This is a genomic window from Lyngbya sp. CCY1209 (assembly GCF_035615495.1).
Taxonomy (GTDB): domain Bacteria; phylum Cyanobacteriota; class Cyanobacteriia; order Cyanobacteriales; family Microcoleaceae; genus Limnospira.
This window is the reverse complement of sequence record NZ_JAJENU010000599.1, coordinates 12,832-36,978: the sequence shown is the minus strand read 5'-3', so window position 1 is coordinate 36,978 and position 24,147 is coordinate 12,832. Positions and strand designations below refer to the sequence as shown.

Annotated in this window: 21 protein-coding genes and 1 tRNA gene; 6 read left to right on the top strand and 16 right to left on the bottom strand. The window is 55.4% G+C overall.

The genetic code is table 11. From position 1 onward, the window contains the following. The first annotated feature begins 8 nt into the window (after positions 1-8). A complete protein-coding gene (locus LKE08_RS22305) occupies positions 9-2,444 on the top strand; it encodes a ComEC/Rec2 family competence protein (protein ID WP_324706470.1) in 2,436 nt (811 codons plus the stop codon). 134 nt (positions 2,445-2,578) lie between these two features. After that, a tRNA-Ser gene (locus LKE08_RS22300) sits at positions 2,579-2,666 on the top strand. A gap of 288 nt (positions 2,667-2,954) precedes the next feature. On the opposite strand, the gene LKE08_RS22295 is transcribed toward LKE08_RS22300, so the two are convergent. Then, a complete protein-coding gene (locus LKE08_RS22295; RefSeq protein ID WP_324706469.1) occupies positions 2,955-3,101 on the bottom strand; it encodes a hypothetical protein in 147 nt (48 codons plus the stop codon). 142 nt (positions 3,102-3,243) lie between these two features. On the opposite strand from LKE08_RS22295, the gene LKE08_RS22290 reads away from it, so the two are divergent. After that, positions 3,244-3,591 carry a hypothetical protein gene (locus tag LKE08_RS22290; protein WP_324706468.1) on the top strand — a complete coding sequence of 116 codons (348 nt, stop codon included), beginning with the start codon at positions 3,244-3,246 and terminating at the stop codon, positions 3,589-3,591. Between the two features lie 318 nt (positions 3,592-3,909). Further along, on the top strand, positions 3,910-4,035 hold the full coding sequence (locus LKE08_RS22285) for a hypothetical protein (RefSeq protein ID WP_324706467.1): 126 nt from the start codon (positions 3,910-3,912) through the stop codon (positions 4,033-4,035). Between the two features lie 192 nt (positions 4,036-4,227). Here LKE08_RS22285 and LKE08_RS22280 read toward each other — a convergent pair whose 3' ends face one another. The 9 genes from LKE08_RS22280 to LKE08_RS22240 form a co-directional block, all read right to left on the bottom strand. Continuing rightward, positions 4,228-5,409 (bottom strand): tyrosine-type recombinase/integrase, encoded by a 1,182-nt coding sequence (locus LKE08_RS22280; protein ID WP_324706466.1) that lies wholly within the window; start codon positions 5,407-5,409, stop codon positions 4,228-4,230. A 34-nt stretch (positions 5,410-5,443) separates the two neighbouring features. Further along, complete coding sequence (locus LKE08_RS22275) at positions 5,444-8,404, bottom strand: DUF3987 domain-containing protein (RefSeq protein WP_324706465.1); 2,961 nt, start codon at positions 8,402-8,404, stop codon at positions 5,444-5,446. A gap of 330 nt (positions 8,405-8,734) precedes the next feature. Beyond that, complete coding sequence (locus tag LKE08_RS22270) at positions 8,735-8,950, bottom strand: hypothetical protein (RefSeq protein WP_324706464.1); 216 nt, start codon at positions 8,948-8,950, stop codon at positions 8,735-8,737. A gap of 426 nt (positions 8,951-9,376) precedes the next feature. Then, positions 9,377-9,817 carry a hypothetical protein gene (locus LKE08_RS22265; protein ID WP_324706463.1) on the bottom strand — a complete coding sequence of 147 codons (441 nt, stop codon included), beginning with the start codon at positions 9,815-9,817 and terminating at the stop codon, positions 9,377-9,379. Between the two features lie 101 nt (positions 9,818-9,918). Further along, entirely contained in the window at positions 9,919-11,373 is a 1,455-nt protein-coding gene (locus LKE08_RS22260; protein WP_324706462.1) for a hypothetical protein, read from the bottom strand. Then, entirely contained in the window at positions 11,373-11,636 is a 264-nt protein-coding gene (locus tag LKE08_RS22255; RefSeq protein ID WP_324706461.1) for a hypothetical protein, read from the bottom strand. Before LKE08_RS22255 ends, LKE08_RS22260 begins: the two co-directional genes overlap by 1 nt. A gap of 14 nt (positions 11,637-11,650) precedes the next feature. After that, positions 11,651-12,256, bottom strand: coding sequence for a hypothetical protein (locus LKE08_RS22250; protein WP_324706460.1), 606 nt, complete (start codon positions 12,254-12,256; stop codon positions 11,651-11,653). 244 nt (positions 12,257-12,500) lie between these two features. Further along, positions 12,501-13,274, bottom strand: a complete 774-nt coding sequence (locus LKE08_RS22245; protein WP_324706459.1) for a hypothetical protein — start codon at positions 13,272-13,274, stop codon at positions 12,501-12,503. Next, complete coding sequence (locus LKE08_RS22240; protein WP_324706458.1) at positions 13,219-13,602, bottom strand: hypothetical protein; 384 nt, start codon at positions 13,600-13,602, stop codon at positions 13,219-13,221. Before LKE08_RS22240 ends, LKE08_RS22245 begins: the two co-directional genes overlap by 56 nt. Positions 13,603-13,817: 215 nt before the next feature. Here LKE08_RS22240 and LKE08_RS22235 point away from each other — a divergent pair, with 215 nt between their 5' ends. Then, positions 13,818-14,168: a hypothetical protein gene (locus LKE08_RS22235; protein ID WP_324706457.1), complete on the top strand. Its 351-nt coding sequence runs from the start codon at positions 13,818-13,820 to the stop codon at positions 14,166-14,168. Positions 14,169-14,434: 266 nt separating this feature from the next. Here LKE08_RS22235 and LKE08_RS22230 read toward each other — a convergent pair whose 3' ends face one another. Further along, complete coding sequence (locus LKE08_RS22230) at positions 14,435-17,149, bottom strand: pentapeptide repeat-containing protein (protein WP_324706456.1); 2,715 nt, start codon at positions 17,147-17,149, stop codon at positions 14,435-14,437. Between LKE08_RS22230 and LKE08_RS22225 the strand changes: the two genes are divergently transcribed. Next, complete coding sequence (locus LKE08_RS22225; protein WP_324706455.1) at positions 17,148-17,354, top strand: hypothetical protein; 207 nt, start codon at positions 17,148-17,150, stop codon at positions 17,352-17,354. The two genes, LKE08_RS22230 and LKE08_RS22225, sit on opposite strands and share 2 nt — an antisense overlap. On the opposite strand, the gene LKE08_RS22220 is transcribed toward LKE08_RS22225, so the two are convergent. The 5 genes from LKE08_RS22220 to LKE08_RS22200 all read right to left on the bottom strand — a co-directional run bounded on the left by LKE08_RS22220 (position 17,355) and on the right by LKE08_RS22200 (position 24,101). After that, on the bottom strand, positions 17,355-18,461 hold the full coding sequence (locus LKE08_RS22220; protein WP_324706454.1) for a competence protein CoiA family protein: 1,107 nt from the start codon (positions 18,459-18,461) through the stop codon (positions 17,355-17,357). A 231-nt stretch (positions 18,462-18,692) separates the two neighbouring features. Continuing rightward, positions 18,693-19,385, bottom strand: a complete 693-nt coding sequence (locus LKE08_RS22215) for a GUN4 domain-containing protein (RefSeq protein WP_324706453.1) — start codon at positions 19,383-19,385, stop codon at positions 18,693-18,695. Between the two features lie 46 nt (positions 19,386-19,431). Then, a complete protein-coding gene (locus tag LKE08_RS22210; RefSeq protein ID WP_324706452.1) occupies positions 19,432-19,956 on the bottom strand; it encodes a hypothetical protein in 525 nt (174 codons plus the stop codon). A 167-nt stretch (positions 19,957-20,123) separates the two neighbouring features. After that, positions 20,124-23,129, bottom strand: a complete 3,006-nt coding sequence (locus tag LKE08_RS22205; protein WP_324706451.1) for a DUF499 domain-containing protein — start codon at positions 23,127-23,129, stop codon at positions 20,124-20,126. A gap of 87 nt (positions 23,130-23,216) precedes the next feature. Then, complete coding sequence (locus LKE08_RS22200; RefSeq protein WP_324706450.1) at positions 23,217-24,101, bottom strand: tetratricopeptide repeat protein; 885 nt, start codon at positions 24,099-24,101, stop codon at positions 23,217-23,219. Between the last annotated feature and the right edge of the window lie 46 nt (positions 24,102-24,147).

Here is a 24,147-nt window from a genome sequence, read left to right as displayed (position 1 = left end):
CTATCGCGATGAATCAGACGGCAGCGATCGCCCTCGGGTTGGCCTACATTCTCGGATTGCTCGTTGCCCCATTTCCCTGGGGGGGCTACGTCCTCCTGGGGGTGGGGGTGGGAATGGCAGTCCTGACGACTCTGTGGCAGTACCAGTTGCGACGGCGTCGTCTGGCTTCTTCCCGGCGATCGAAAACCCAAATCGGGCGGAAGCGGGGTTCCGCCCTCGCCCCCCCGCCGGAGGCGGTTCCCCGGCCCCCGATCCAGCCGATGGCGTGGTTGGGGGTGGGATTGGTCGGTGTCCTCGCCCCCCTGTATTTCCAGATGCAAACCCCCGAACCGGCGCCCGACGATATCAGCCAATATATTGTGTCGGGGGGCAAAGTCGAAGATCTGCTGATCACCGTGCGGGGAAAGGTGGAGGGTTCCCCCCGCCTCACCCGTTCCGGCAATACCCAATTTTGGCTGCGGACGAGGGAAATTAACGAAATTACCAGCACTCAGAGCCCCATCGAAGTCAGCAAACCCGTGTCGGGGAAACTCTACGTCACCGTGCCGGTTTTGCAGGGGACGGGCCTGCACCCCAACGAAACGGTCGCCGTGACGGGGACGCTTTACACGCCCCAGGCGGCGCTCAACCCCGGCGGCTTCGATTTCAGACGCTATCTGGCGCGGCGAGGGGCGTTTGCGGGGATGTACGGGCGCTATCTGGTGCAAAAGGAGGAGCAGGCCTGGGGATGGTGGCGGGTGCGACAGCGGATTCTCCGCGCCCAGGTTTATCGGTTGGGTGTGCCGAAAGGGACGCTGCTGGCGGGGATGGTGCTGGGGCGGCGGGCGGTGGATCTTCCCCCGGATATCGGCGATCGCTTCGTGGAGGTGGGGTTGGCCCACACCCTGGCGGCATCCGGGTTTCACGTTTCCCTGCTGCTGGGGGTGATTTTGGCGCTGACGGTGGGGTTGGCGCCCGGTTTGCGGTTGGGGATCGGGGCGATCGCACTTTTATTTTACGTCGGATTGACGGGAGGATCGCCCTCGGTGTTGCGGGCGGCGCTGATGGGGGTGGCGGCGTTGGTGGGTTTGGTGATGGACCGGCGGGTGCGCCCACTCGCGGTGCTGTTGGGGGTGGCGGTGCTGCTGCTGCTGTGGAATCCGCTGTTGATTCACAATCTCGGATTTCAGTTCAGCTTTTTGGCGACGTTCGGGCTGTTGGTGACAGTCCCGCCGCTGATGCGATCGCTCCGGTGGCTCCCCCCGGTTATCGCCACCGGTATCGCCGTCCCCGTGGCAGCGGCGGTTTGGACGCTCCCCCTACAAATTTACGTCTTCAACCTGGTGTCGCCCTACAGCATTTTGGTTAATATTTTGGCGGTCCCCTTCGTCACCCTCATCACGCTCGGGGGAATGCTGACGGCCCTCGTTGCCCTCGTCTGGCCCTGGGGGGCTTCTCAGATGGCTCTGGCGCTGTATTACCCCCTGCAGGGCTTGATTTCGATGGTGGAATGGTTCGGCAATCTGCCCGGAAATTCGGTGGCGGTGGGGGGGTTGTCGCTGGTGCAACTGATCGCCCTGTACTGTATCAATGTGGCGATGTGGGCCTGGGGAAGCCTGCGGGAGGCGCGGAGTCGGGGAAAACAGCATCGCCGACGCCGGAGCATCGGATTTTATCCCGTGGCGGCGAGCGTCCTGGTCGCGATCGCGATCGTGGCGGTTCCGGTGGCCTACGCCCAATTCACCCAATTTCGCGTCACGGTGCTGGCCGCCGCCGACAAGCCGATTTTGGTGGTTCAAGATCGCGATCGCGTCCTGTTGCTCAACAGCGGGGACGAAAAGACGGTGGAATATACGATACTGCCCTTTTTGATCGAGCAGGGGGTCAACCAGATCGACTGGGCGATCGCCACCCACCCCGAACTGCGGTTGAATATCGGCTGGCTCCCGCTTTTGGAGGAATTGCCCGTCCGGATTTTCTACGACACCCCCGCCCCCAAAGATGCCTTCAAACTCAGTGCCGACACCATCCAGGAAACTCTCGCCGCCCGCAACGGCCTGTATTTGTCCTTGCAACTGGAAAATCCCTTGGAATTGGGGGCGACTCGGGTCAAATTGATCGAGGCGACCATTCCGGTGTTGGAGTTGATATTGGGCGATCGGCGCTGGCTGCTACTCGGGCTAAGTTCCCTCGAAGACCAATCCCAGTTGCTCACCCAAAATGACAATTTATCGGAAATCGACATACTCTGGTGGTCCGGCGACTATTTGGCCCCCGATCTCCTTGAAACCCTTAACCCCAAAGTCGCGATCGCCTCCTCCAACACCGTCAGCCCCGAAACCGCCCAAGCCCTCGAAAGTCGCCAAATTCAACTCTTCTGGACCGCCCGAGATGGAGCCTTGCAATGGACTCCCAACGAAGGCTTCTCCCCCGCCCTGACGGCTGATGTGGGCAGTGGGGAGTAGGGAGTAGGGAGTAGGGAGTAGGGAGTAGGGAATGGGGAATGGGGAATGGGGAATGGGGAATGGCTTCCTCCGCCACCGTGGCTCTTGCTATTTCCCAAAATCCGTGCTAAAATTGTAGACTGACTTGCCCTATTGGAGAGGTGGCAGAGATGGTCGATTGCGACGGACTCGAAATCCGTTAGGGGCGTAAGCTCCTCGTGGGTTCGAATCCCACCCTCTCCGTTGTTTCGGTCTTCTATTCTCAAGACTTCTGGCTGTTTCCTTAAGCCAAAAATCGTGTCGTTGCACTCAATTGAGTCCTAACATATAGGACATTGAGTGCAAATCCCTACCCCCCACCAACCCCCGATCGCACCAGACCGGGGGCCATTTTTTTGCCCACCAACGATCCATCAGATCCATCAATGATCCATCAAAATTTGCTTGATGGATCGTACCCAAAAAATGCTCACCGTAGGCGTTACAGACCTCACGATCCATCAGATCCATCAAAATGGCTGAATATGTAAATTAGGGGTAGGGGTGTGACCCCACACAACAAAAATGGATGAACCGACACCACCACCGCCAGCGACACGGACAGACGCGGTTGGGGAACTGTTGCCAGTTGGCACGTCTGACGTGAAGGCGATCGCCCGTCCGCGTATCAATGTACATTGATTGGGTAATATTGCCAGGTAGCAACCGGGTGGTGTGACGGATCGTAGGGCGATACCCAACACCCCGACAAGGGACGCTTGACCCGTATCAATGTACAATGATAGATGTATCAATGTACAAAGATAGAGCTATGAGCAGTATGGCTAACTACAACCCCGACACCAGTGGGTTAAAACAACCGAAATGGGACCACACCCCGACCGTCCCGATCCGGGTCCCCGCCGAATTTGCACCCGCGCTACTGGCGATCGCCCGACAGATGGATCGGGGGGAAGCGATCGAGGCGGCACCCAACAGCAACGGCAACGGGCGGCCGCAAAGTGACCCGACGCCCGACCCGATCTTCCAGCAGGTGATTGATGCCCTCCAGTCCGCCTTTGAAGTGAAGGCAGGGAACGGCGGCGCGATCAAGGATGAGATAGAAAAGGCCCTCAATCTGATGGGGGTTGAAGCTAACCGTCCGAGGCGTGGCGGTCGCCGATCGTGAAAATTTTGGGGGGTAGTCCAGGGCGGGCATTAAAAGGGACTCTAGCAGTGTTGGGTAAGTTCCAGCAGGTTGGGGGGGGCTGATTTTTGTGTTGGGACGGATAGCCGCGATCGCCCCGACCCGTCCCGATACATCTCCCAAAAACCGGACACATATTGAGACGCACCCCACCCCAGTTTCGCCGGGGTGGGGATTATTAAATCATTCAAAAAACCGCCCGGGTATCAATGTACATTGATAAGAGTGACGGACGGGGGTAGGGGGGCGATCGGCGATCGGCGGTGTTGGGTATCGCCCCGGGGGGAGTTCTTACAAAGCGTGGCCGATCGTCGGGGGGTGTGGAAGTGCCGGGGAGCGATCGAAGTGATGGTGGGGGCGATCGCGCCGATGGGGGGTGGGGTCGGTTTCGGTTTGACGATCCCTGAAGATCGGATCGTCAAATGATCGTCAAATGATCGTCAAAACCGGTTGGGCGAGTCCCCAAAACCCCGATAGATTGAAGCCGATGAGGGGATTTGAACCCCTGACCGCTCGATTACGAATCGAATTAAAAAAAAAGGCTGAAACTCTTTCCATGTAGGGATTTGGGGCTGGCGACAGTCCCGGAGGAATTTCAAATTCGCCTCAAAATTCGCCTCAAAGTTCGGGGACTGATAACCCCTGCTTTCTGCCTGCGTAGAACTTGTAAATTGTTTCGGGTGAGTTGCCGACGAGGTGGGCGACATCTTTGACCTCAACCCCGGCTTCGAGGCATAGGGTGATGAAGGTGTGGCGCATTTGATAGGGTTTGCGGTATTCAATGCCCAGGTCGGCCAGGATGGGTTTCCAGTGTCGGTGTTGGAAGTTGCCGATATCGAGGATGACTCCCCTCTTGCTGGGGAACACGATTTTTGAGTCCGACGTTCGACGGTACACCGATCGCTCTCGGACATCCCTGAGAATGGCTTGGACTTGGTTGTTGCAGGGGAATTCGCGGCTGGGTTCTGTTTTGAGTTTGTCGCACCGTTTTCGACCGCCTTTTCCGGTTACGATCGCGCTCTGGAAGGTCAATTGGGTGAGGTCGGGGGCGATGTCGGACCATCGGAGGGCGATCGCTTCTGAGGGACGGCAGCCGGTGAAGAAGCAGAAGCGAACGTAGTTGTGCAGGTAGCTGGAGTATTGGCTCTCGGCAAAGGCTCGGATGATGGCGTCTCGTTCGTCGGTGGTGAAGGGTTTGATGTCTCCTTTTTTCGATTTTTTGATGTGTTTCTTGGCTTTTCTGCTCAAGCGGTTGAAGGGAGATGGGCCGGGGACGAGTCGCAGATCGATCGCCCACTCGTAGCAGGCGTTGAGTTGGGTCATCAACCGGGATGTGGTGTCGGGGGTGAGTTTCTCGATGGCCCAGTCGTACACCTCCTGTCCGAGAATGGCAGTTATCTCGGTGTCGCGGAATGGCGATCGCTCGATGTGGCGCGACATGACCAAGTAGCCGTTTTTCCAGGTTCCGGGGCTGGCTGTTGACTTTTTGGTGTCGATGTAGCGTTGGTACAGACCGCTGAGGGTGGCGTGTTTGGGCGTGGGTTTACCGGGTGGGGGTTCGGGATTCGCTTTGATTTTGTACCGTTCCAGGGAGTAGTCAAAGCGGCCGGCTTCGATTTCCTCTTGAATGAACCGGGCTTTTTCCTCGGCGATTTTTCGGTTGGCTGGGGTGCAGGTGAGGTTGAGGGAAATGCGCTTCTGCTTTCCGTCGAACAGTTGTCTGGGTAGGGACAGTCTGAGCCTGTTTTTGTCGCAGGAGACTCCGACCCTCCCCTTGCGGCGTGGGGAAGTCTGTTTCATGGTTTTTGATTGAAATGGTGTTTCCGGTGGGGGGCTAAGTCGTCAAGGCTTGTCCCGTGTCTTCAAACCGCTCCAGGTTGGTGGATGGGGTGTAGAAGGGACTGTCCTGCCGACTGAGGAACTTTCCTTCGACGAACGTCTTGCCGTTGTTTTTTGGGTGGATTTCCTTGATAATTCCCTGCTTGCCATTCCACGGGCATTTGGGGTCATCGGAGGAGAGGTAGGTCACGGTGTCCCCAACTGCGATCGCCTGTCCGTTGCGGTCTGTGGCGGTGAGCGTGTTGTCGGGTTTGGGGGCGGTTCGACTCCGCTCGCCGCAAGTCGCACCAGTTTTCGGATCTGCGGGTGCGTCTATTGTGTCTATCGGTCTAGAGTGGGGGCTAGGTTCCTTGTCTGGCGGGGATTCTGGCGTGTCGGTGTCGGTGTCAAGAGTGGGTCTAGAGTCCGGTCTGGCGTCTAGAATTTTGGGGTCGGCAGACTCATCCGCTTTGAATTTCCTTCGAGCGCCGGACCCTTCGATGGTTCCGAGGCCTATCTCGGCGAGTTTGTCGAAGTATGCGCGAATTTGGTCGGGTTTCACTCCTCTGAGCGATCGTATCCGCTGCTGACAGTCGCTGGCTTTGACCGCTCCCCGTTTCTGGGACAAGGTGACGATATGGGAGAGGAGTGCTTCGTGGTTGTCCTTGTCCGCTTCGGCGTAGACACTGGTGATTTCATTGATCAGGAACTTGGCTAGTTTTACGGCTAGTTTTAGGGTTGAGGGGCTGATTTCCTCAGTGATGGGCTGTCCCTGTCCGAGGCAGTGGATGATGTGGAGGTTGCCCGCAATTCGTCCGACCTTTCCGGGGAGCTTGCCCCATTGGGAGGCGATCGCCGGGTTTTTCTCCGCGTATTCTACTCTACGGACATCTGCTCTGTTGTAAACCCGGGCGAAGTAGTCTTGGGCTTTTTCAGACAGTCGCAGTTGCACGGGTTCCGAAATTTTGAGCAGTTGGCGGTAAAACTCGACGAGTGTTTCCTGGACGTTGAGTTTTGGGAGGTTCTCTCGTTCCGCCCGCGTCTCGGGGATGTGCATGGGGGATATGGGTTGGCGGATGATGGAGAACCTTGACCACCAGCCGGAGGCGTCGTTCCGTCCGTTGGAGAACTCCTCGAATACTTCGGGTTGGATGTTCCCACAGAGGTTGAAGTTGGAGTGGGTCGTGTTGCTGGCGATTTCCTCGGCTTTCGCCTCAATGCGTCCGTCACCGTTGTAGAGGCTGAGAATGTCCTCGGCAAATCCTTGGTTGTAGGATTTCTGAATGTTCCTCATTTCTCCCGAAAACTCATCGGCTACTAGGAGACACCCCCACCGGGGATTGTGGGCGAGTAGGTTACGCAGTGCGGCTTGAGTTGCCCTATGTATGGCCAGGAGTCTCAACTGTGGCTCGGGTTCGTCAAACTGTTTGTCTGCATCTTCCGCCTGTTTCTGGCGCTTTTTCCAGTCCCGATGTTCGAGTTCGTGCCGTTCGTTGAGTTCCTTCTGTAGTTGCTTGAAGGGTTTGGAGATGATTTGGTTGAGTCCTGGTGTCTTCCGCTGGGACGGTACGGCACAGACCAAAGTAAAGAGGATGAAAGGTTCGCTGTGGTTGGTGTAGTCAAGTAAGTCAATCCTTGACTCGGGTGGCAGCAGCGAGGCAGTTGCCGTTATGAGGTGCATTAAGGCAATCTCGGGTCTGAGTGCCATCCTTCGATAGATTTGGAAGATGGGGTGCAGTGCCGGTGGCAGAAATTTCTCGACTTCAAGGCTGTTGTGTTGGAAGCTCAGGAGTTCCTCGACTGCTTGCTTGCATTCTTCTCTGGTTTCTTCCTGCTCTATTTCATCAATCCGGGCTTGGTAAATTCTGTAAACCTCTGTCGGTGAAATACCTGTCGCTTGTGCGATTTTGGCGAGAGTGGCTTTTAACTGGGCGCCACTTGCGCCGGACTCTATGACTTGTTCGATCGCTTCCTCCAAATCGTTGTCTTTGCCCCCTTTGATGAGGGAAAAGGATCTGTCGCTCTGAGATGGTTTTCCGCCGCGAACCCCCGATGGGTCGGCGAGTTGCTTCCAATAGGCTCGAACGCAGTTCTCGATCTTGTCATCGCTCAGGCATGGGGTTGGGTTGCGCCGTTGAGCCGATTTCCAGGTTGACTTGCGCCGTTCTGGTTCGAGTGGCGGATTGCAGCGATCGCAATATTGCTCGAACAGATCTTCGGGGCGGTCTTTCACCGGATACCCCAGGTATTGCAGCCGTTCATATGTCCCCAAAAGGTCTTGGGCGACCCGGATCGCGTCGTCGCCACGCCGTCCGTCTGGCGACCCGGATTCGATCAGATTCCGGGTTTCGATCGCGAGGCAGATGGTGAGGGGGATGTCGTCAGAAGTGATGCTGTTGAGCAGGGGAGTTTCCGTCCGCCCCGTGTTGTCCCGCATTTGCTCGATGACCCACCGGGGGGCTTCGGCGATCGCGGTTTCCCCTGGGGAGTTAATCCATTGATATTGTCCGGTTTCGGGGTGAACTGATGGCGGTAACACCGACTGGCAGCCATTCCACCGCAATTCCAGCAACACCTCTTTGCCGTCGTCGCCTTTCTGTCCCGTCTTGATTTTGCGGGTTTCGACGTTGCCCCATTCCGATTCGGGAATCTGGTACAGGTATTGGGCGCGTCCGGGCTTGTTACTGGTGAAACTGACGGTCGGTGGCAATCCCCCCGACGATTCGGCCAGTTTATGGGCGGGTTCACCGTCGCAGTCTACGGCTACGATTCCGCCGGAGATAGCGCCCGTTCTGAGTCCGTAGCCTTTCGCCCGTCCTGTTTCGATGTCTTTTTCGATGGTGTCGCGATCGCAGGGTTTCTCGTGTTGCCAGTTTTTCCGGTAGGGCGCTTTGCTGCCTCTGACGGGGGTGAGGATGAAGCTGTCGGGAATCTGGGAGAGTCCCGCGATTAGTTCTTGGGTAGAAGGCTTGTTCATCGCACACCTCCCAGCTTTTTCTGAATTTTCTCGATGTCTGCGATGTGCTTGGGATAGGGCTGAAAGGGTCGATTTGCCTGGTCTGCCTTGGAAATTCGGTCAAGCAGGCTCGTCAGAATAACGCGATCGCCTTTGCTCAATCCGGGAGCCATTAACAAACGCTGTACCGTTACTTTCCACCGCTGGTTGGGGGTACAATAGGCGTGTGATGGGCAAAGAAAAGCTTGCCCTTGCAAAGTATTTCGTTTTAACATGAATATGTGCGACCTCAATAGGTCGCTCGAAAAGTTTTAATTTTTGGGGAGGCTACCAACCTCCCGTTTTTTTTGCTCAAGCGCACTTCTGGCGCTGTTTGTCGCGGTACGCTCTCAGGTACTCAAAGCGTTCGCCGTGTCCTCCTCTGGCTCTGTAGTCCAATTCGGTGGCTTGGGGGGCTTCTGTTTCACCCAGTGGTATTTGGGCGATCCACTCTTTGATGATGGTGGCGACGGGAACTTTCCTCAGTGCGGCATAGAGATTCAGCCTGTCGAAGTCCTCTGTGGTCATCCGACAGTTGAAGTTTTCTATTGCGACTCTCCTCTGTTTTGCCATTTCCCTCTCCTCGATATATGTCTGGCGGGATGATTCTCAGTTTAGCAATATTTTTGATTTTATGCAATAACACAAACATGATAGATACGTAACGGATATAAATCGAAAATTTTTTTTGTGATTCCTCAGTATACATGGGGGTTTTTGTGATTCCTCAGTATACATGGGGGTTCTCTGAAATTCATATTTTTGATTTCTCAGTATACATGGGGGTTCTCCGCAAGTTTTGGGCAGCGTAAATCTGTGGAAAAATCGAATCTAGCATTTGAATTTCGACCTCTTGTTTAGAAGACAGCAAATGCTGTGTACTCCTGGAATGTTCACACTGAATGCTGTGTACCAAACTAGGTGAACTCTACTGGAGCTGCGATCGACTCTGTACTATCGGTGTTTTTCCCAGCAACTTCCGTTGAATAAACGTCCGCTGGAGCAAGTTTTTTCCGGGTTGCTTGTGTTGGGTTCGGCTGTCGGTTCGGATGCCGGGGTGTCGGCTGACTTGCGGTGAATGCATTTGGATTCGCCGTCTACGATACGAAATGCTTGACAGGGCAAGTAGTCGTCTGCAAAGCAGCTTTCCTTACCGCCGTTGAGGGTGCAGATCACTTGATTGGCATTGCCGGGAATCAGAAGCTTGGGTGGTGGCTGTTCTTCCGGATGTTGGGTGAAAGAAGGCTCGACGGGGGCGGGTTTCTTCCTGTCGCTCCATCCGAATATGATGGCTCCGAAGGAAGCGAGTGCGATGGAACTGACGAACAGGGTTTTCAACAGTCCGAACCGGGATGACTTTCTCGGTTGCTGGTTTGTCTCGGTGATATTTTTCATGGCGGGGGTTCGATGGGGGTGTGGCGTGGTGTGGCGAGTTGGAGGAAGCCCCCAGAGGTGGCTCTGGATGGGGCGACCACGGCACCACACCACGGTTGAGATCAGGTCGGGGTGACTCGCAGCCAAAGGCTGGTTCCGTCGGGTTCTGAGGTCAGGTAGCCTTTGTCTTCCATCCACCGCACGGCGATGAGGAATTTGTCTTTTGTCCATTTCTCGCCGTTGGTGGTGATGGTGATGGATCGCATCAGTTCGCCGAGTCTGGCTTCGGCGCCGTTGTTGACAATCCACTCCAGGATGCGGATCTGTTCGGGTGACAGGTCGGGATAGTTGGGGTTGAGGGGGGGTTTTTCCAGGTCGATCGCCCTCGGGTTGGGGTCGCCTTTGGGGTTTTTCCGGGTTCCGGACGGGGTTAGTTCGGCTGATTCGTTGAAGTCGGGTACGGTGCGAAGGTTGAGAAAGTGGGGGTGAATGAGGTGCTGGGGCGCATTGCCTTTGGCGCGGTAAACGGTGTGGTGCTTGTGGGTGGGATGTTCCATCAACTGGAAGGGGGCGGACCCGCTGACGACGCAGGGGTAGGCTGCGGTTTGCAGCCATCGGTATTCGGGGGTGGCGTGTTTCAGTTTGGTTTCGCCTTCGGCGCGGGCCGAACTGCCGGTCAAGATGAGCAGGAAGTTATTGCGAAATTTGCCGTCGATGCCGATCGCCTCGGTGTTGTGGGACAGCATGAAGGCGATGAGGATGATGTCGAATTTGCGGGCGTTTCCCAGTTTGCGGAGGGCGTAGGAGAAGATCTTGGACCGCTTCCGTTTTCCCGGCAGGGGGTCGATTTCGTCAAGGTATTCCAATTCGCTCAGGGTGTCGTTCACTTCGTCGATGAGAAGGACGATGGGGTGGGCGAGGGTTCGCTTGCGACGTTCGATTTCGTCGATGAACCACCGGGCGATCGCGAAGATTTCTCGGGGGTCGTCTACGATTCGGGGGTAGCCCATCTGTTCCCAAATGGGGTTTCGGGATGCGTGCAGGTCCAAGACGATGACTTCTGCGGGTCGATCTCGGGTCAGCAAACCCGCCAGGTGGCCGGCGCCGAGGAGGGTTTTGGCGCTGCCGGAGTTGCCGCCCAGGATGATTCCGCAGGCTTCGTCCGGGATGTCGGCGGGGTTGTAGAAGTCGATCTCCCGGCTTTCCCCGATTTCGGCCTGGGGTGGGGGCGAGGCGATGTCCGGGCCGCATCCGATGTCCGGCGGGGGGAGGAATTCGTTTTCCCATTCGGCCAGTTCGCTCACCTGTACGATGTCGAAGCATCCGTCCTCGATGTCGCGGCGGATCAGGCTGCGTTCGGTTTCTCGGATGCCGGGGATGGAGTAAGCGATCGCGGCAGTTCCCCCCAGCCAGCCGATGCCGACCCCCCAGAAGCGGTTCGGGTTGATGCCGGGGTTGAGGGAGGCCCACCACAGTCCGGCGGTGCCGATGCCGATGCTGACGAGGGAACAGACGGAGGCTTCGTGGTCCGAGAGCCATTGCAGGAAGGCTTGCTGCCAGTCTCGGGTCGAAATCATCAGAAGATCCCCCACAGAAGGCCGATCGCGGCGGTGGCGGTCAGGGCGATGGCGCCGAGTTTGAAGATGAGGGGGGAGGTGGCGAACAGTCCCCCCAGGCGGTCGGGGTGGGCGACTCCCAGGCTCAGGGACAGGAGGGCGATCGCGACGATGCCGAAGTAGAGCCACCCCCCGATGGCGGAGGCCCTGAGCAGCAGGGTGAGCAGTTGCCCGGAACTGGCGCCCACCAGCAGCAGTCCGCCGAACATTCCAAAACGTGCCACGGTCGTTCACCTCCTCAGTTGGTTCTCTGTCCGAAGCGCACGGGCGCAACCGTGCGGGGATGGGGGAGTCCCATCGATGAGTTGCCCCGGATGGACTGCCGCCGTCGTTCGAGTCGGAGTCGTTTCTGTTCCCGGGCTTTGGCGATTTCCAGGTCGCGGGTGGCGCGGGTGACGGCCATGTTCGCGGCTACGTTGTCCAACCCGGTCAGGAGTTTTTCGTTGTGCCGGTACTGTTTGGCGGTTCCTTGGGCGGTGGTGAGGATGGATGCGGTGGCGTTTTTGGAAATGGTGGTTTCCGATCGGGTGATGGATTTGAGCAGTTTCCGGGCTTTGCCGGAGTTGGCGGCGACTTTTTTTCCCTCCCGGTCGATCGCCTGGAGTTCGGCGATGAAGCCGTCGTCGCAGGCCCAGCCGCGACTTTCCCAGGCCCGGATCAGTTGGCTGGAGGCGTCGAGGTAAACGCCGGGGCCGGCCGGGGAGGTGGGGCGGTAGCTCCCGTCGATCATGGAATTGGGGACGCTGGAATGGTCGCCCGCGATGTCGTACCCTCCGGTGGGGGAGTTCCCGCCGAGGTTGAAGATGTTGCCGAAAAAGTTGCCGATGCTGTCGTACCAAGCCATTATTTTGACCTCCTGTGGGGGCTGAGATGGAAAGGGGCGGGTCAGAACATCCCCCCGGTTAACTGCAATTCGAGGGCGGGGGATCGGGCGGCGCTGAGTTCGCGCCACAGGGTTTGCAGATGGGATAGCAGGTGTTTCATGGGTCGGATGTTGTCTGGGTGGTGGGGTGCGCTGTCGCGGATCGCGCGATCGAGTTGGTGTTGGAGTCGGGCGATCGCTTCTTCGATGTTTTGGAGGCGGGATTCTACGGATTGAGTCGGGTCGTCCAGTCTTCGGCGGTTTGCTGCCGTCGCAGGGTGTCGGCGCGGTTGCGTCGCCGGGTCGCTTCCTCCCCCATTTGTCGGATCAGGTCGTCGGGGGACAGGCCGTTTCCCCGTTCCTCGAACTCCGTCAGCAGCCCGGTTTTGGCGTTGGAGTCGATGGCGGTTTCCAGGTGGTAGAGGGATTGTTGTCCCCGCAGGCGGGCGTTGAGGAAGGCGGTTTGTTCGACTTTGGAGGCGGCATCTCCGAGGCGTTCTCCGCGCCGGTGGGCGATTTCGAGGATTTCGGCGGCGTTCCCGGCGGTGATGCTGTCGAGGGCCCGGGCTTTTTCGATGCGGCGATCGCGGTCGTGCAGGTGGGCGAGGGCTTCGTCTTTGATGTCGAGGAGGGCCAGGACTTCGGATCGGGGGATGCGATCGGGGTCGTGTCCGAAGGAGCGGACGAGGGCGGTGGTTTCTTCGGGGGAGAGTTTGAGGGTGGCGGCGGTTTCTTCTAGGTTGAGAAGGTCTTGGCCGTCGGCGGGGGGGGCGGGCTCGCCGGATAGGGTGTTGCGGTGGGGGTCTTGACTTCGACTCCGCTCGGTCGTCTGGTTTCGACTCTGTTCGATCGCCTGTCGGATGGCGGTCACTTCGTCGGGGGCGAGGGTGTCGGGGTTGAAGCCGCGATCGAGGGCGATTTTGAGGACGAGGGATTCGGGGACTTTAAGCGACTTCGATACGGTTGCTGCGGTCGCTTTGGAGGGTTTGGGCGAGTTCATTGAAGTATTGCTCCTGAGTGAGTTGGCTGGCGTTGTTTTGGATGTAGTCGGCGATGGCGGCGGCGGGGGCGCTGCGGGGCAGGGATTCGTAGAATTGGTTGACCTGTTCGAGTACCCAGGCTTGGTAGAGGTTGAAGGCGGCTCTGGGAACGTACCAGCGGCGGTAGTCCGGGACGTGGTAGATGACCCATTTTTCCCATTTGTTGAGGGTGGTGGGGCTTCTGCCCAGGTTTCTGGCCAGTTGTCGGCGTTCGATGTAGGGGCCGCGATCGCTCCCCTGTTTGAGCCGCACGGCGGGGACGACTTCGGCGGTGAGGGGTTGTGTCATGGCGGTGAGTTGGGTTTCGGGTGGATGGTTCGCCCCGCTCTGAAGGGGTTGGGGTGAACATGATTGACTATAGTGTACCTATATAGGTACTGTCAATACCCTTTCAGGTTTTATTTGTTTCCCGTTTGGGGATGGAGTGGGGGAGCGTGTACCCCGATGGGCGCTAAATAGTACCATTGAGGGGAGTTTGCGAAAGTTTGGATGAAGGTTGGAATATGACTGGCTCAACTCCGCCGAGGGGCAAAAAGGTTCATGTGACGCTGCCGCTTGGGGTTTATGAGGAGTTGGTGAGGCGGGCGAATTTTGAGAACCGATCGGTTGCGAATCTGGCGGGGTTCCTGCTGGAGTACGCGATCGCCACCAAGACTCCGCCCCCCCTGGGGACTCAGAAGTATGAGAATCCGGATCAGGAGGGGAACCGTCTGGCGATCGCGTTTATTAGGGCGTTGGCGAAGGGGGAGAAGACGAATGAGGGGACGCTGACGCAGTTAGCCCGAGATTTGGGCATCGGCGAGGAGGTGCTGATCGAGATCCGCGATCGGGTTTTGGGCGAGAGGGGGGATTGAGTCGAAAAAATCCCCCTAAATCCCCCTTAGCAAGGGGGACTTTGAATTTTCCAGCGTCTCTCATCGACTTTGAAAAGTGCCGTATGTTCTTGCAGGTGGGGGTTTTGGGTTTCCTGTGGGGCGATCCGCAAAGTGTACCCATTGCGCTTTCGGGTGATTTTCCGTCCCTCGGATGGCGTTAGCTGACAGGGCAAGGTGGTTGAAGATGTCAGTTTAGATTGATTGTTTTCTGGTTTTCTGATTTGATAGTAATCGATTAAATTTTTTCAAGGATTAAAATTCTCGGGCAAGATAGCATCTTGAAAATTTGCGTGATACTTGCGTGCATCAGTTAGGTTCGCATTTCTAAGATCCGCATTTCTAAAATTTGCATAACTAAGATTTGCATCTCGAAAATTTGTACGATATAATCTTGCATCGGTAAAGTCTGCACCTTTTAGATTTGCATTCCTTAAATCTGCAAACTCGAGGTTTGCACTTCTCAGGTTTGCATTTCCGAGTTTTGCGAACATTAGCTTTGTACCACTAAGTTCTGTCTTTTCGAGATTTGCATTTGTCAAGTTTGCATTTTCAAGGTTTGCGCTTCTTAATGCTGCATTTTTAAGATTTGCACCTTCAAGATTTGCACCTCCAAGATTTGCAATTCTGAGTTCTGCATATTCAATATTTGTATTGGTGAAATTGGAATTATAGAGGTCTTTAATTAAAAGTATAGCGCCACTCAGATTCAGGTGATTGAGACACATCAAGGCTGTTCGGTTCTTTGAACTCGTTCGCTGTCCTTGCAATTTTGACAGCCAATTGCCAAACGCATCAGGCTGTTGCTGGAAGCATTTGATATTTGAAACTATCTCGGTCACATAAGCGCAGCTACTGAGCGCGGCTAAGAGAGCTTCTTCGGCATTGCGGGCTTGGTAAGATTCTTCAAAATAGGAGGGACGGGGATCGAGCTTCTCCATTGGCATTCCCTTTCGCAGCATATAGTCGATGAGTTGACACAAGGTTTGTTGCCACTGCTTCACCTCTTCCGGGTCTTGTAGTGCCATCTCATCCCTCAAAAAAGTTAAGAGATATTGATCGACTTCAGAAGGGCCGCAAAGTTTAGCCCACTCAGATAAACAGTGTTTTTCATCCCACCCCTTATCCGGGTCGTCTTGCTTCCGATGAAATTCTTCATGAGTGTTTTTGAGTTGTAAAACAATCCGACAAGCCGCGAGATATTCTCCGAAGGTCTTGTGGGTGAATTCAAACGTGGCATCGCTCGCATATTGTTCGCTTTGCCTGAAATAGAAAGCGGTCAACAGTTGGGTAACTCCACTTTGAGAATCGTTGCAGCGCATGACCTCTAAAAGTTTTTGAAGTTTAGAGTTACAGCGATTTTCTATTTGCGCGATTGTTGCCGTTCGACGATTGCCATGCCAACAGGCAATGGCGATTTCTTCGAGAATGCGAATAAAATCTTTCTTGTCAATTGCGTTTAGCGTTGGGTGCCGATAATTTTCCCAGTCACGCTCAAAGACACGATCGAGTAAATCGCTATAAATCGAATTAAGATTGTTGGTTTCAGAAAAATCCAATCTTTGACGGTCATAGCTGAGGGCGATCAGGTAGTTCAGTAGAGGTTGAGCCGTAATCTCGGCTAATTTTCCTCGATCTAATTCCGGGGGCAAACCTTGATACACTTTCCCTTTCAGCTCTCCATATTTTTTCCACCAAACTTGGCGTAGGTCTGTCGTCAATAACTGTTGTTCATCAATATATGAGATTCCCCATTCTTTTTCTGATTTTAGGGAATAGGGCAAGAGATGTAAGATTTGACCTTCTTTGCGGAAATAAGTTTGATTATGCTGTACGACAATATCCCGACCGCTCATCAATACTAAAATTTTTGCTTCTGTTTGGTTGTAACGGTTGAGATTGCTTTGAACTTCAGTAATGAAGTCTTGGGCGACTTGAAAAGCAGCTTTTCCCTGCATTGCCAGTTCATCCAGTCCATCAAAGATGAGTAATACCTGGGATTCTTGGTGTTCCTTAGTTAATGGATTGGGGGGCAGAAGGTTATCCAAATCGGTATCTATAAAATCTTGAACTGCATCTTGCAAAGCGTCGCGTATTTTCAAGTGATGGAGTGGTATGAACAGGATTCGTGTGGTTTCATCTTGTGCCAGTTTTGCTGCAAACATTTTACAAAAAGATGACTTGCCACTGCCGGGGCCACCACAAATGACTCGGATCGCGTCCTCTTTATCTGCCCTCTTTACCCAATTGGTGAGGGTTTCGTGCAGGTCGATCGCGACTCGCTCTTTTTTTGGGGATTTCAAATTTTCTGGTTCTCGCGATTCGGATGATTTTTTTTCATAGTAGCCCCGCAAGGGAATGTACACATCTGCCAGTCCGAAACTTTCCTCAAACATGGGTTCATTCACCCGACGCTGCAACCAAATTAAATAATGTTTCCAAGCCAACTCCCTGTCTATCGCTTCGGCAAATGGCGTGTCCAGCTCTTTTGTGAGAATGGCGTAAGTCGCGGGATTCGATCGCCACTCTCGGTGGAGGGCGAAGACGAAATAGCTGGGCAGGCGTTTGGCTAGGTTGGCAGAGTGCGTGGGTTCAAAACCTTGAGATTCTAGCCAGGATTGGTAGGGCTGTCGAACAGCGTCAAGAAGATCGAGATCTTTGGGGCGATCGAAGAACGTCCTGGGCAGCTCCTGATGATTCTCTAACTCACGGTCAAGTGTTTGGCGAAGTTCCTGGGGGTCAAGTTCAGTTTGTAGCGATCGTTCCTTAACTAATTCCAACATGGCTCCGATTAGCGATCGCTGTACCAACAACCACGCGATCGCACTGGGTTCATTTGGATTGATGTCCAGCGATTTGAGGATGTCTACCGCACTTGCACCCGCATTTTCCCAATTCTGGAATATGACGGCAATTCCACCTTTTGCCACCCCTTGCAGCAGTTCTCCCGGTTTCAGGGACATGGGACGTTTCCATATAGAAACTGGCTTTTGTATGGGGATGTCGGATTCGGAATTCATCATTCAGACCTCAAATCGTTGGTGTTTGCTGGTGTTTCAGGTGGCGATCGCCATTATGAGCAGTTTTCCGTTCCCTTGGATGGTGTTAGCTGACGCCGTTCTCGGGTTGGGAGTTGGGCGCGATCGCGTGGTTGATCATCTGGTGTAACTATGAATCGGGACTGCAACAGAAGTGCCGAGTTCGGGAATAGCACCAGTGCGGAATGTCTTTATCTTCCAAGGAGAGATCGACAATTGTGGCAAAGTCGATGCGTTCCGTCTCCTCATATTCGAGGTTGCAAATTTCATCAAAGTAGAAGTGGTTGCCGAAGATTGCGCCGCAGCGAGGACAGCCGAATGAAGTGTATGAATCCCCGACGGTCTTGCTGTATCGGGGTTTGATCGCGCCCATGTTGATTTTGTGGCGTTTGGCTTTTGGAGTCTCCAAACATTCGCGGGCTTTGGCGACAATCTCGGGGAGAAATTGAGGGTCGATTGCGACCTGCTGCAAGTCAAAATCTTCGCCACAGCGTGTTTTACAGGGTTGATTCTGAATGTGATAAATATAATGTTTTTGACGGCATTTCCAACAGTTGACCGGGAAGAATCGAATTCTAATCTTCTGTTGCCTCTCAAATCGGTAGGATTCGCAAAATTTAAAATAGCCGGATAAAATGTCTGCGATAAAATCGGACAACTTTGACGATCGCCGATTGTCCGCTGTGGAAAATGAATACATGGATTTTCGGTCGGTAATGACGAGGGGCTGTTCGGATTCGTTCACCGACAATTGAAACATGGGGATGTCTCTTCTGGGTTCAGAAGTCGGAAACTTCTTGAACAGCCAGTAACATTGAATCCCGTCTTCGGCATACTTCCGTTGTCGCCGTTCGGTTTCTTCCAGCGTTTGGTGACTCCACTGGACTTCAAAGGCGACCCTGACCAACTTGCCGTCGATCTGTTTGGTCGCCAGTACGTCTGCCCTCCAATTCTCTCCACTCGCCTCCGTCTTCACGTCGTAACCCATCGCTTGACAGGCTCGGGCGATTTCCGTCTTGCAAAGGCGGTGCTGCCACGTTTCTGGTTTGGACGTGCATTCGCCCTTCTTTTGGTGGACGAAGTGCTTGATGCCGCGTGTCGATGTTCTCAAGTACCCCCGTGCTTCGCAGCAGGGCAAGGTGACTTTGGCTTTCCCGCGTTTCAATGCATTCCATTCTTCATCGGATAGCAATGGGGCGAGTAGTTCTCGTCCGTCTAAAATGGCTCTCAGTGGCATGGCTTTGTTCCCTGATTCATGGATATTCGATTGGCTATCTTCCGTCCCCTCGGATGGCGTTAGCTGACGTTGTTCTCGGGTGGGAAATTGGGTGCGATAGATGCGCTTCGTGGATCGCGAGTAAGTCGTCTGATGCGACTAAGGCGGGTGGGAATGGGTGAGTTCGTTCATAGCAGGGGTGGTGTCGGGCCAACATCGTTTGGGGTACAGGTGCGTTGTTTTCCCATTTCCTCAAAGACCGCAAGCCGTTACTCGCTGAAACAGAGAGGCATACACCAAACAAACTCTGCGTATCGATGCACCGACGGGCAGTTTCCACCAAAAACTCCGGATGGGAAATCGCAGGATGCCGATCGCCCTGAGAAATCGAGTCAACATCCACAAAATCACCCACTGCACAAACCATAGAAGTGCCAACAGAATCGCCCCCGCAATTCCCCCGCCGATCAAGCCAGCCAAGACCCACAGGACAAACCAAAGAATTGGGGGGACGGGGAGATCCATCACCCAAGATGTGATGCAGGGGAGATGGCCGCGTGGGGCCGACGTATCGAAGGTTAAATCGTCGTAGTAAAGCCAGGTTCCCTTCACCCGCCACCCGGCAGCTTCGCACAGCCGATACCACACTTTATTGTTCGGACATTTGCCGTCGAGCTGGCCCCCATTGTTAAAATAGATTTCCTTTTGAACGGAAAAGCCGAACCGGCCGTTGCTGTATTGGACCCACAATCCGTCAATCGTTCGCAAGTCCTCGCAAGGGAAATCATTGATATTTTTGTGGGTCAATCCCCCATCTTCCGGCCGTTTGGAAACTGCCAGCATGACCCGCCTCGTTTCCCTGTCCGCTTCCCGCCACTGCTTCTGGGAGAGCAAGTCTCTCAGTTTTGTATAGTCCATTCCGACTGCCGATTTCAATTGTTGCATGGTTGGATGTTCCTCCAATAGTTAAGTTGAGATTGAATGCGATCGCCTAAAAATTGCTGTAGCTGACAGGCTCAAATCCCCAGCTTTCGGGTAGCCAATCTTTGGCGACGACACCGAATCCCCGGTCGAATTTTTTTTTCATTGCTTCACGTAATTTGGAATCGTCTGAGTAGTGAGGCGGACAAGCTACCTCGGCGGGGTAGGTTCTGATGTTCTGCTGGGCGAGGGCTTTCAGGATAGATTTACCGCCTCTCCCCCCCGCACCGCTGACGTTCAGGTTGCAGCAGTTGACCGCTGCTAAGACGGTCAGTTGAAGGAGGCTGTCGGGTTCTTTGACGATGAGAAAGACGCTCAGACTGCCCAATTTTTCGCCATCTGCTTCTCGCTCCGACAGCTCCTCTGCCGGGTTGTCCGCCAGCGTCGCGTCGATAAACCACTGGGGTGGCAGGCATTCGGGTTCATTTTCTGCCAGCAACACGCACCCGACGATCGCCTCCGGTTTGTGGGCGATGAGGGTCAGGATGGGGTTGAGAGATGCAGTTATTCCTTCGGGTAAAAAGATAAAGTTCATAGTTGGGTTCTCCCTGATGGTTGTCGATGGTGGTGGATTTTCCAGCCACATGAACGGTGTTAGCTGACGCGGTTCTCGGGTTGGGAGTGAGGCGCGATCGCGGGATTGCTCTGTCCCCGGCACCGTCATCCCACGTTGACACCCCCATCCCCTTGAACTGGAAAATGTCAAGATTCGAGTTCGCTGTACAAGCCCAGTTCCTCCAAGGCGACCCGGGTCTCTTCGCGCTGCTGTTCGGTGATGTCTCCCTCCACCGAAAAGTGAACTTGCAGCGTCAACTTTAAATCTTGTTCGTTGGCAAATTTAGACAGAACTCGCATATAAAAATTCATCCATTTCTGGGACGTAATTTCCCCCGTCCACTCCAGCGACCGGGACCGAGAAACGGGGTCGCCCGTTGCGGTGTCGTAATCGCCGCTTTTTTCGCCGACTTTTGCCGACTCCGGCCGCGCCGATTCGCGAACCCTCCCGACTGAAAACGGGGCGGTGGCGCGGATATCCCCCACGGCGGCGGTGACGGTGAAATTCCCCGCATCTTCCCCGGCCGTCAGGACGCCCTCGGCGGTGATTTCTCCCCCCGTCGCGCCCCATCGAACTTCCGCCACGGGAAAATCTCGCTCGTATTGGTCTTCTCCCCGGACGGTGAAGGTCTGCTTTTGTCCCGGTTCGAGGGTCGGGCTGTCCGGCGAGATGACGATCGCACTCAGCCGGGGCGGGTCGGTAATCCGTTGCTGGTAAGCTTCCGCGTCTTCAGCTTGGATTGCGAAGGCATCTTCGGAGAGTTCCACGTCGTCGTCTGACAGGGAACTCTTGAACTCGAAGGGGTCGTAGCGATCGCCCACCTTGCCGACGTAGGCGAAATGTCCGTCCCGAACCCCCCGCGCGATCGCCGTTTTGACGGCATCGGGGTCGAGGAGGCGGGGGAACTGCGGCGAGGCGAAGAAGGCATCCCGGATGGCTTTGGTACTCCACTCCCGAAAGGCGGGCGGCCAGTTGCGGACTAAAAATCGGGGGCTGATCGCATCTTCGATGTCCCCGTCTTGCTGGAGGCGATCGACGATCAACCGGGGCAGGGATGCGGCGGCGCTCGACGTGATCAACCCCAAGTTGACCGTGCGAATCCGGTTGTCTTTGCCCAGCAGCATCACATATTTGTAAGAGCGCCAGACCGTTTCCCGCAGGTCCCGCTCGGCTTTCTTCAAGCTTTCGGCGAGTTGTTTTCGCTGGGTTTCGTCCAGGCGGTCGGACTCTTCCTCTCGGATGGCTTCCCAGGCGAGGAGCTTCCGGGCATCCGCCCGCAGGGTCGCGTCCGAATCGGCGATCGCGAACATCAACGCGCTCTTGTAAGTCCGCGCCGACGCCCCCACCTCCCGGATCATCCCATCGACAAACTTCGATGTCTCCTCCTCAGACCCGGCGTGTTCCGGGGCCAGCACGGCCAAGGTCAGCGTCGGCTGGTTGGGGATGTCGCCCGGTTTGTCGGGAAACGGGACGATCTGGACGAGTCCCCGCCCGGGGGCGAACTGCTTTTCGATCGCCTCCCGAACCCGGCGGTCGATCGCTTCGTCGCGGACGCTGGCGCGGCGGTCGGCAAGAATTTTGTTCAGGTTGGGGTGGATGCTGAAGTAATATTTCGTGCGGTTTACGCTCAGGTAGTAGCACTCGGCCGACAGGGCTTCGAGTACCGTCTCCACGTTTCCGATGTCCAAATCCGGTTCGCCCACAGCCATGCGGATTTCCGGGAGGGTGGCTTCGGTGCGGGTACACCCCCCGTTGGATTCAAAGAAAATGGCGGTGGCAACTTTGCGGTGCAGCCTCGCCTTTTTGATCGCCTCCACCGACTCTTCGTCCAGTTGGAGGGCGTGGGCTTCTTTTTTGCCGGCGATGTCGGTGGTGATGGCTCCTTCCAGGCGCTCTTGCCCCATCTGCTCGAACAGGGCGGCCCGAAAGTTCGGGTCGTCCAGGGGGGCGGTTCCCAAGCCGATCAGCGGGTCGCGTCGGCTACCCCTGTACCCGTCCTGGTAGGCTTTCGAGACCCACAGCGCCAGCAGCCGCAGGATGCCCCGAGTGCGCTGGAATTGGGGGAGGGCCTGCCACTTGCGCTCGAAGACGGAGAGGACGGAGGGGTGGAAGGGATAAGTCGCCTTGAACGCTTCGAGCGCATCATCGACGGGGAAGCTGGGAAGCTGTTGGCGGTGCTCGATCGCCCAGTCGGCGTATTCGTTGCAGGTGGCGATCGCATCGGTGGGCAGCATGATTTTCCCGTCGGCCGTGACGGCTTTTTCGTTCCATTCAAACAGGCGGCGGCGGATGATTTCGGAGGTCTCCGACTCGGCCGAGAGCATGGTCGCCTTGCCCAGGCGGTCGAGCATTTTCTTGAACCGCTTTTCGTCGGCTTCGTCGGCTTCGGTGTACTCCATTTCGGAGGCGGGAATGGACACCACCAGCACCACGTTATTTTGACCCCGGGCGGTTTCGGAGAGGGCCTGCATGAAGTTGTAGAGGCGATCGCCGTAGCCCTTCTGCCGGTAGGTGCTGACGTAGTTGAGGATTTCGTCCATCAAAATCAGGCAGGGTTTGTCGTCGGGCAGAAATTGCCGGATCACGTCGCCCTTGGGTTCGATAAACTGCTTCTCCTGTTCCGCCACCGCCGCCAGGGCCGCTTCTCCCCCCAGTTGGTAGGCGATTTCGCCCCAGGGTGTCTGCCGCCGGGGCGTGCCGTCGTCGCCCCCCCGCCCGGACAAGGAGTCGAATTCGGTGCCGACGAAGACGGCGACGGCGGCTTCGGGGATGGACTCCATTTCGGCTTTGGCGAGGATTTTGGGAACTCCCGTCCACCGGTCGGCCTTCGACCCCTGCTTGGCGAGGTGGTACAGGAGGGTGAGGGCGTGGGTTTTGCCACCGCCGAATTGGGTGGAGAGGTTGAAAATGGCGGGGGTTTGGGCGGTTTCCCCGGAGAGGCGGCGCACCACCAGGGCGGCGAATTCGGTCAGGGATTTGGTGAGGTAGGTGCGATCGAAAAACCGTTCCGGGTTTTGGTAGTCCGCCGGGGCGCGACGATCTCGCACTTGGTCGAGGTGGACGGCGAATTCGGCCGTATCTTGGGGTTTGCCCTCCCGCAGGTCTTCGCGGGGGGTGAGTCCTTCGATTTTGTGCCAGGGTTTTAACGGCATGATTGGGGGTTGGATGACTTTTACAAAATCTTCGAGCGACCGGTGGAATTGATGGTGAAAGTGCCGGTCATTTGTTGTGAAAAAATATTAGAACTTTATTTGATTTAAAGAGTCGATCAGGCTTCGGATTTCTTCCTGCTTTTCTTTCTGATTGGTTTCCATGTAAATTTTTTCGGCTTGTTGCAGGTCGGCGATGGCGGGATTCAGGAACATTTGAATGCAGCAAAAGGCTCTCTGCGTGTAAGCTTCGTCATGTCCCGGGTTCAATTCGATGACTTGACTCCAATCATCGAATGCCTCTGTATATTGACCCGAGTTTGCCCACATTTGGGCTCGAAGACAGTATGCGGCCTGTTCGGTCGGATCGAGTTCGACGATCTTGCTGTAGTCCTCGAACGCCGCTTGATATTGTTTTAATCGCAGGTGGGTCGCGGCTTTTTTGTAGTAAATATTTTTGTCATTCGGTGCCAACGTCGTCGCCAGGTAGAAGTCGGGCAGAGCTTTTTTATATTCCTCTAACTCTAAATAACAAACCCCCCGGTTGTAGTAACTCCGGGAATCGTTGCTGTCGAGTTCGATCGCCGCGTCAAAATTCGCGATCGCCCGGTCGTACTGTTTCATTTGAAAGTAAGTAACCCCCCGATTGAAGAAAGCTCTTGTGTAGTCCGGCTTTAGGACGATCGCCGCGTCAAAATCCGCGATCGCTCGGTCGTAATCTTCCAATGCCAAATGAACCAATCCTCGGTTTGAAAAAGCCTTTTCATCTTGGTCGTTGAGTTCGATCGCGCGGTCTAAATCTGGCAGGGCTCGGGAATGTTGACCTATATTCGAGTAAGCCCCCCCCCGACCCCGGTAAGCCTCGCCGTAGTCCGGATCGAGTTCGATCGCCTGGGTGTAATACTCGATCGATTCTTCCCATTTCATCTGGTCGAAAAGGTTCGACGCTTTTTCTCTCAGTTGCCGTGAATCCATCTGTTTTGACCTCCGCAAAGTGTTCTGCAATTTTACGATTGAAAAA

Coding starts and splice junctions, on each gene's coding strand:
- LKE08_RS22200 (WP_324706450.1), bottom strand. CDS start 24,101: ATGGATTCACGGCAACTGAGAGAAAAAGCGTCGAACCTTTTCGACCAG.
- LKE08_RS22215 (WP_324706453.1), bottom strand. CDS start 19,385: ATGCAACAATTGAAATCGGCAGTCGGAATGGACTATACAAAACTGAGA.
- LKE08_RS22305 (WP_324706470.1), top strand. CDS start 9: ATGAATCAGACGGCAGCGATCGCCCTCGGGTTGGCCTACATTCTCGGA.
- LKE08_RS22290 (WP_324706468.1), top strand. CDS start 3,244: ATGGCTAACTACAACCCCGACACCAGTGGGTTAAAACAACCGAAATGG.
- LKE08_RS22245 (WP_324706459.1), bottom strand. CDS start 13,274: ATGAACTCGCCCAAACCCTCCAAAGCGACCGCAGCAACCGTATCGAAG.
- LKE08_RS22265 (WP_324706463.1), bottom strand. CDS start 9,817: ATGAAAAATATCACCGAGACAAACCAGCAACCGAGAAAGTCATCCCGG.
- LKE08_RS22270 (WP_324706464.1), bottom strand. CDS start 8,950: ATGACCACAGAGGACTTCGACAGGCTGAATCTCTATGCCGCACTGAGG.
- LKE08_RS22260 (WP_324706462.1), bottom strand. CDS start 11,373: ATGATTTCGACCCGAGACTGGCAGCAAGCCTTCCTGCAATGGCTCTCG.
- LKE08_RS22205 (WP_324706451.1), bottom strand. CDS start 23,129: ATGCCGTTAAAACCCTGGCACAAAATCGAAGGACTCACCCCCCGCGAA.
- LKE08_RS22235 (WP_324706457.1), top strand. CDS start 13,818: ATGACTGGCTCAACTCCGCCGAGGGGCAAAAAGGTTCATGTGACGCTG.
- LKE08_RS22280 (WP_324706466.1), bottom strand. CDS start 5,409: ATGAAACAGACTTCCCCACGCCGCAAGGGGAGGGTCGGAGTCTCCTGC.
- LKE08_RS22230 (WP_324706456.1), bottom strand. CDS start 17,149: ATGTCCCTGAAACCGGGAGAACTGCTGCAAGGGGTGGCAAAAGGTGGA.
- LKE08_RS22250 (WP_324706460.1), bottom strand. CDS start 12,256: ATGGCTTGGTACGACAGCATCGGCAACTTTTTCGGCAACATCTTCAAC.
- LKE08_RS22295 (WP_324706469.1), bottom strand. CDS start 3,101: ATGTACATTGATACGCGGACGGGCGATCGCCTTCACGTCAGACGTGCC.
- LKE08_RS22210 (WP_324706452.1), bottom strand. CDS start 19,956: ATGAACTTTATCTTTTTACCCGAAGGAATAACTGCATCTCTCAACCCC.
- LKE08_RS22220 (WP_324706454.1), bottom strand. CDS start 18,461: ATGCCACTGAGAGCCATTTTAGACGGACGAGAACTACTCGCCCCATTG.
- LKE08_RS22240 (WP_324706458.1), bottom strand. CDS start 13,602: ATGACACAACCCCTCACCGCCGAAGTCGTCCCCGCCGTGCGGCTCAAA.
- LKE08_RS22275 (WP_324706465.1), bottom strand. CDS start 8,404: ATGAACAAGCCTTCTACCCAAGAACTAATCGCGGGACTCTCCCAGATT.
- LKE08_RS22225 (WP_324706455.1), top strand. CDS start 17,148: ATGGGACGTTTCCATATAGAAACTGGCTTTTGTATGGGGATGTCGGAT.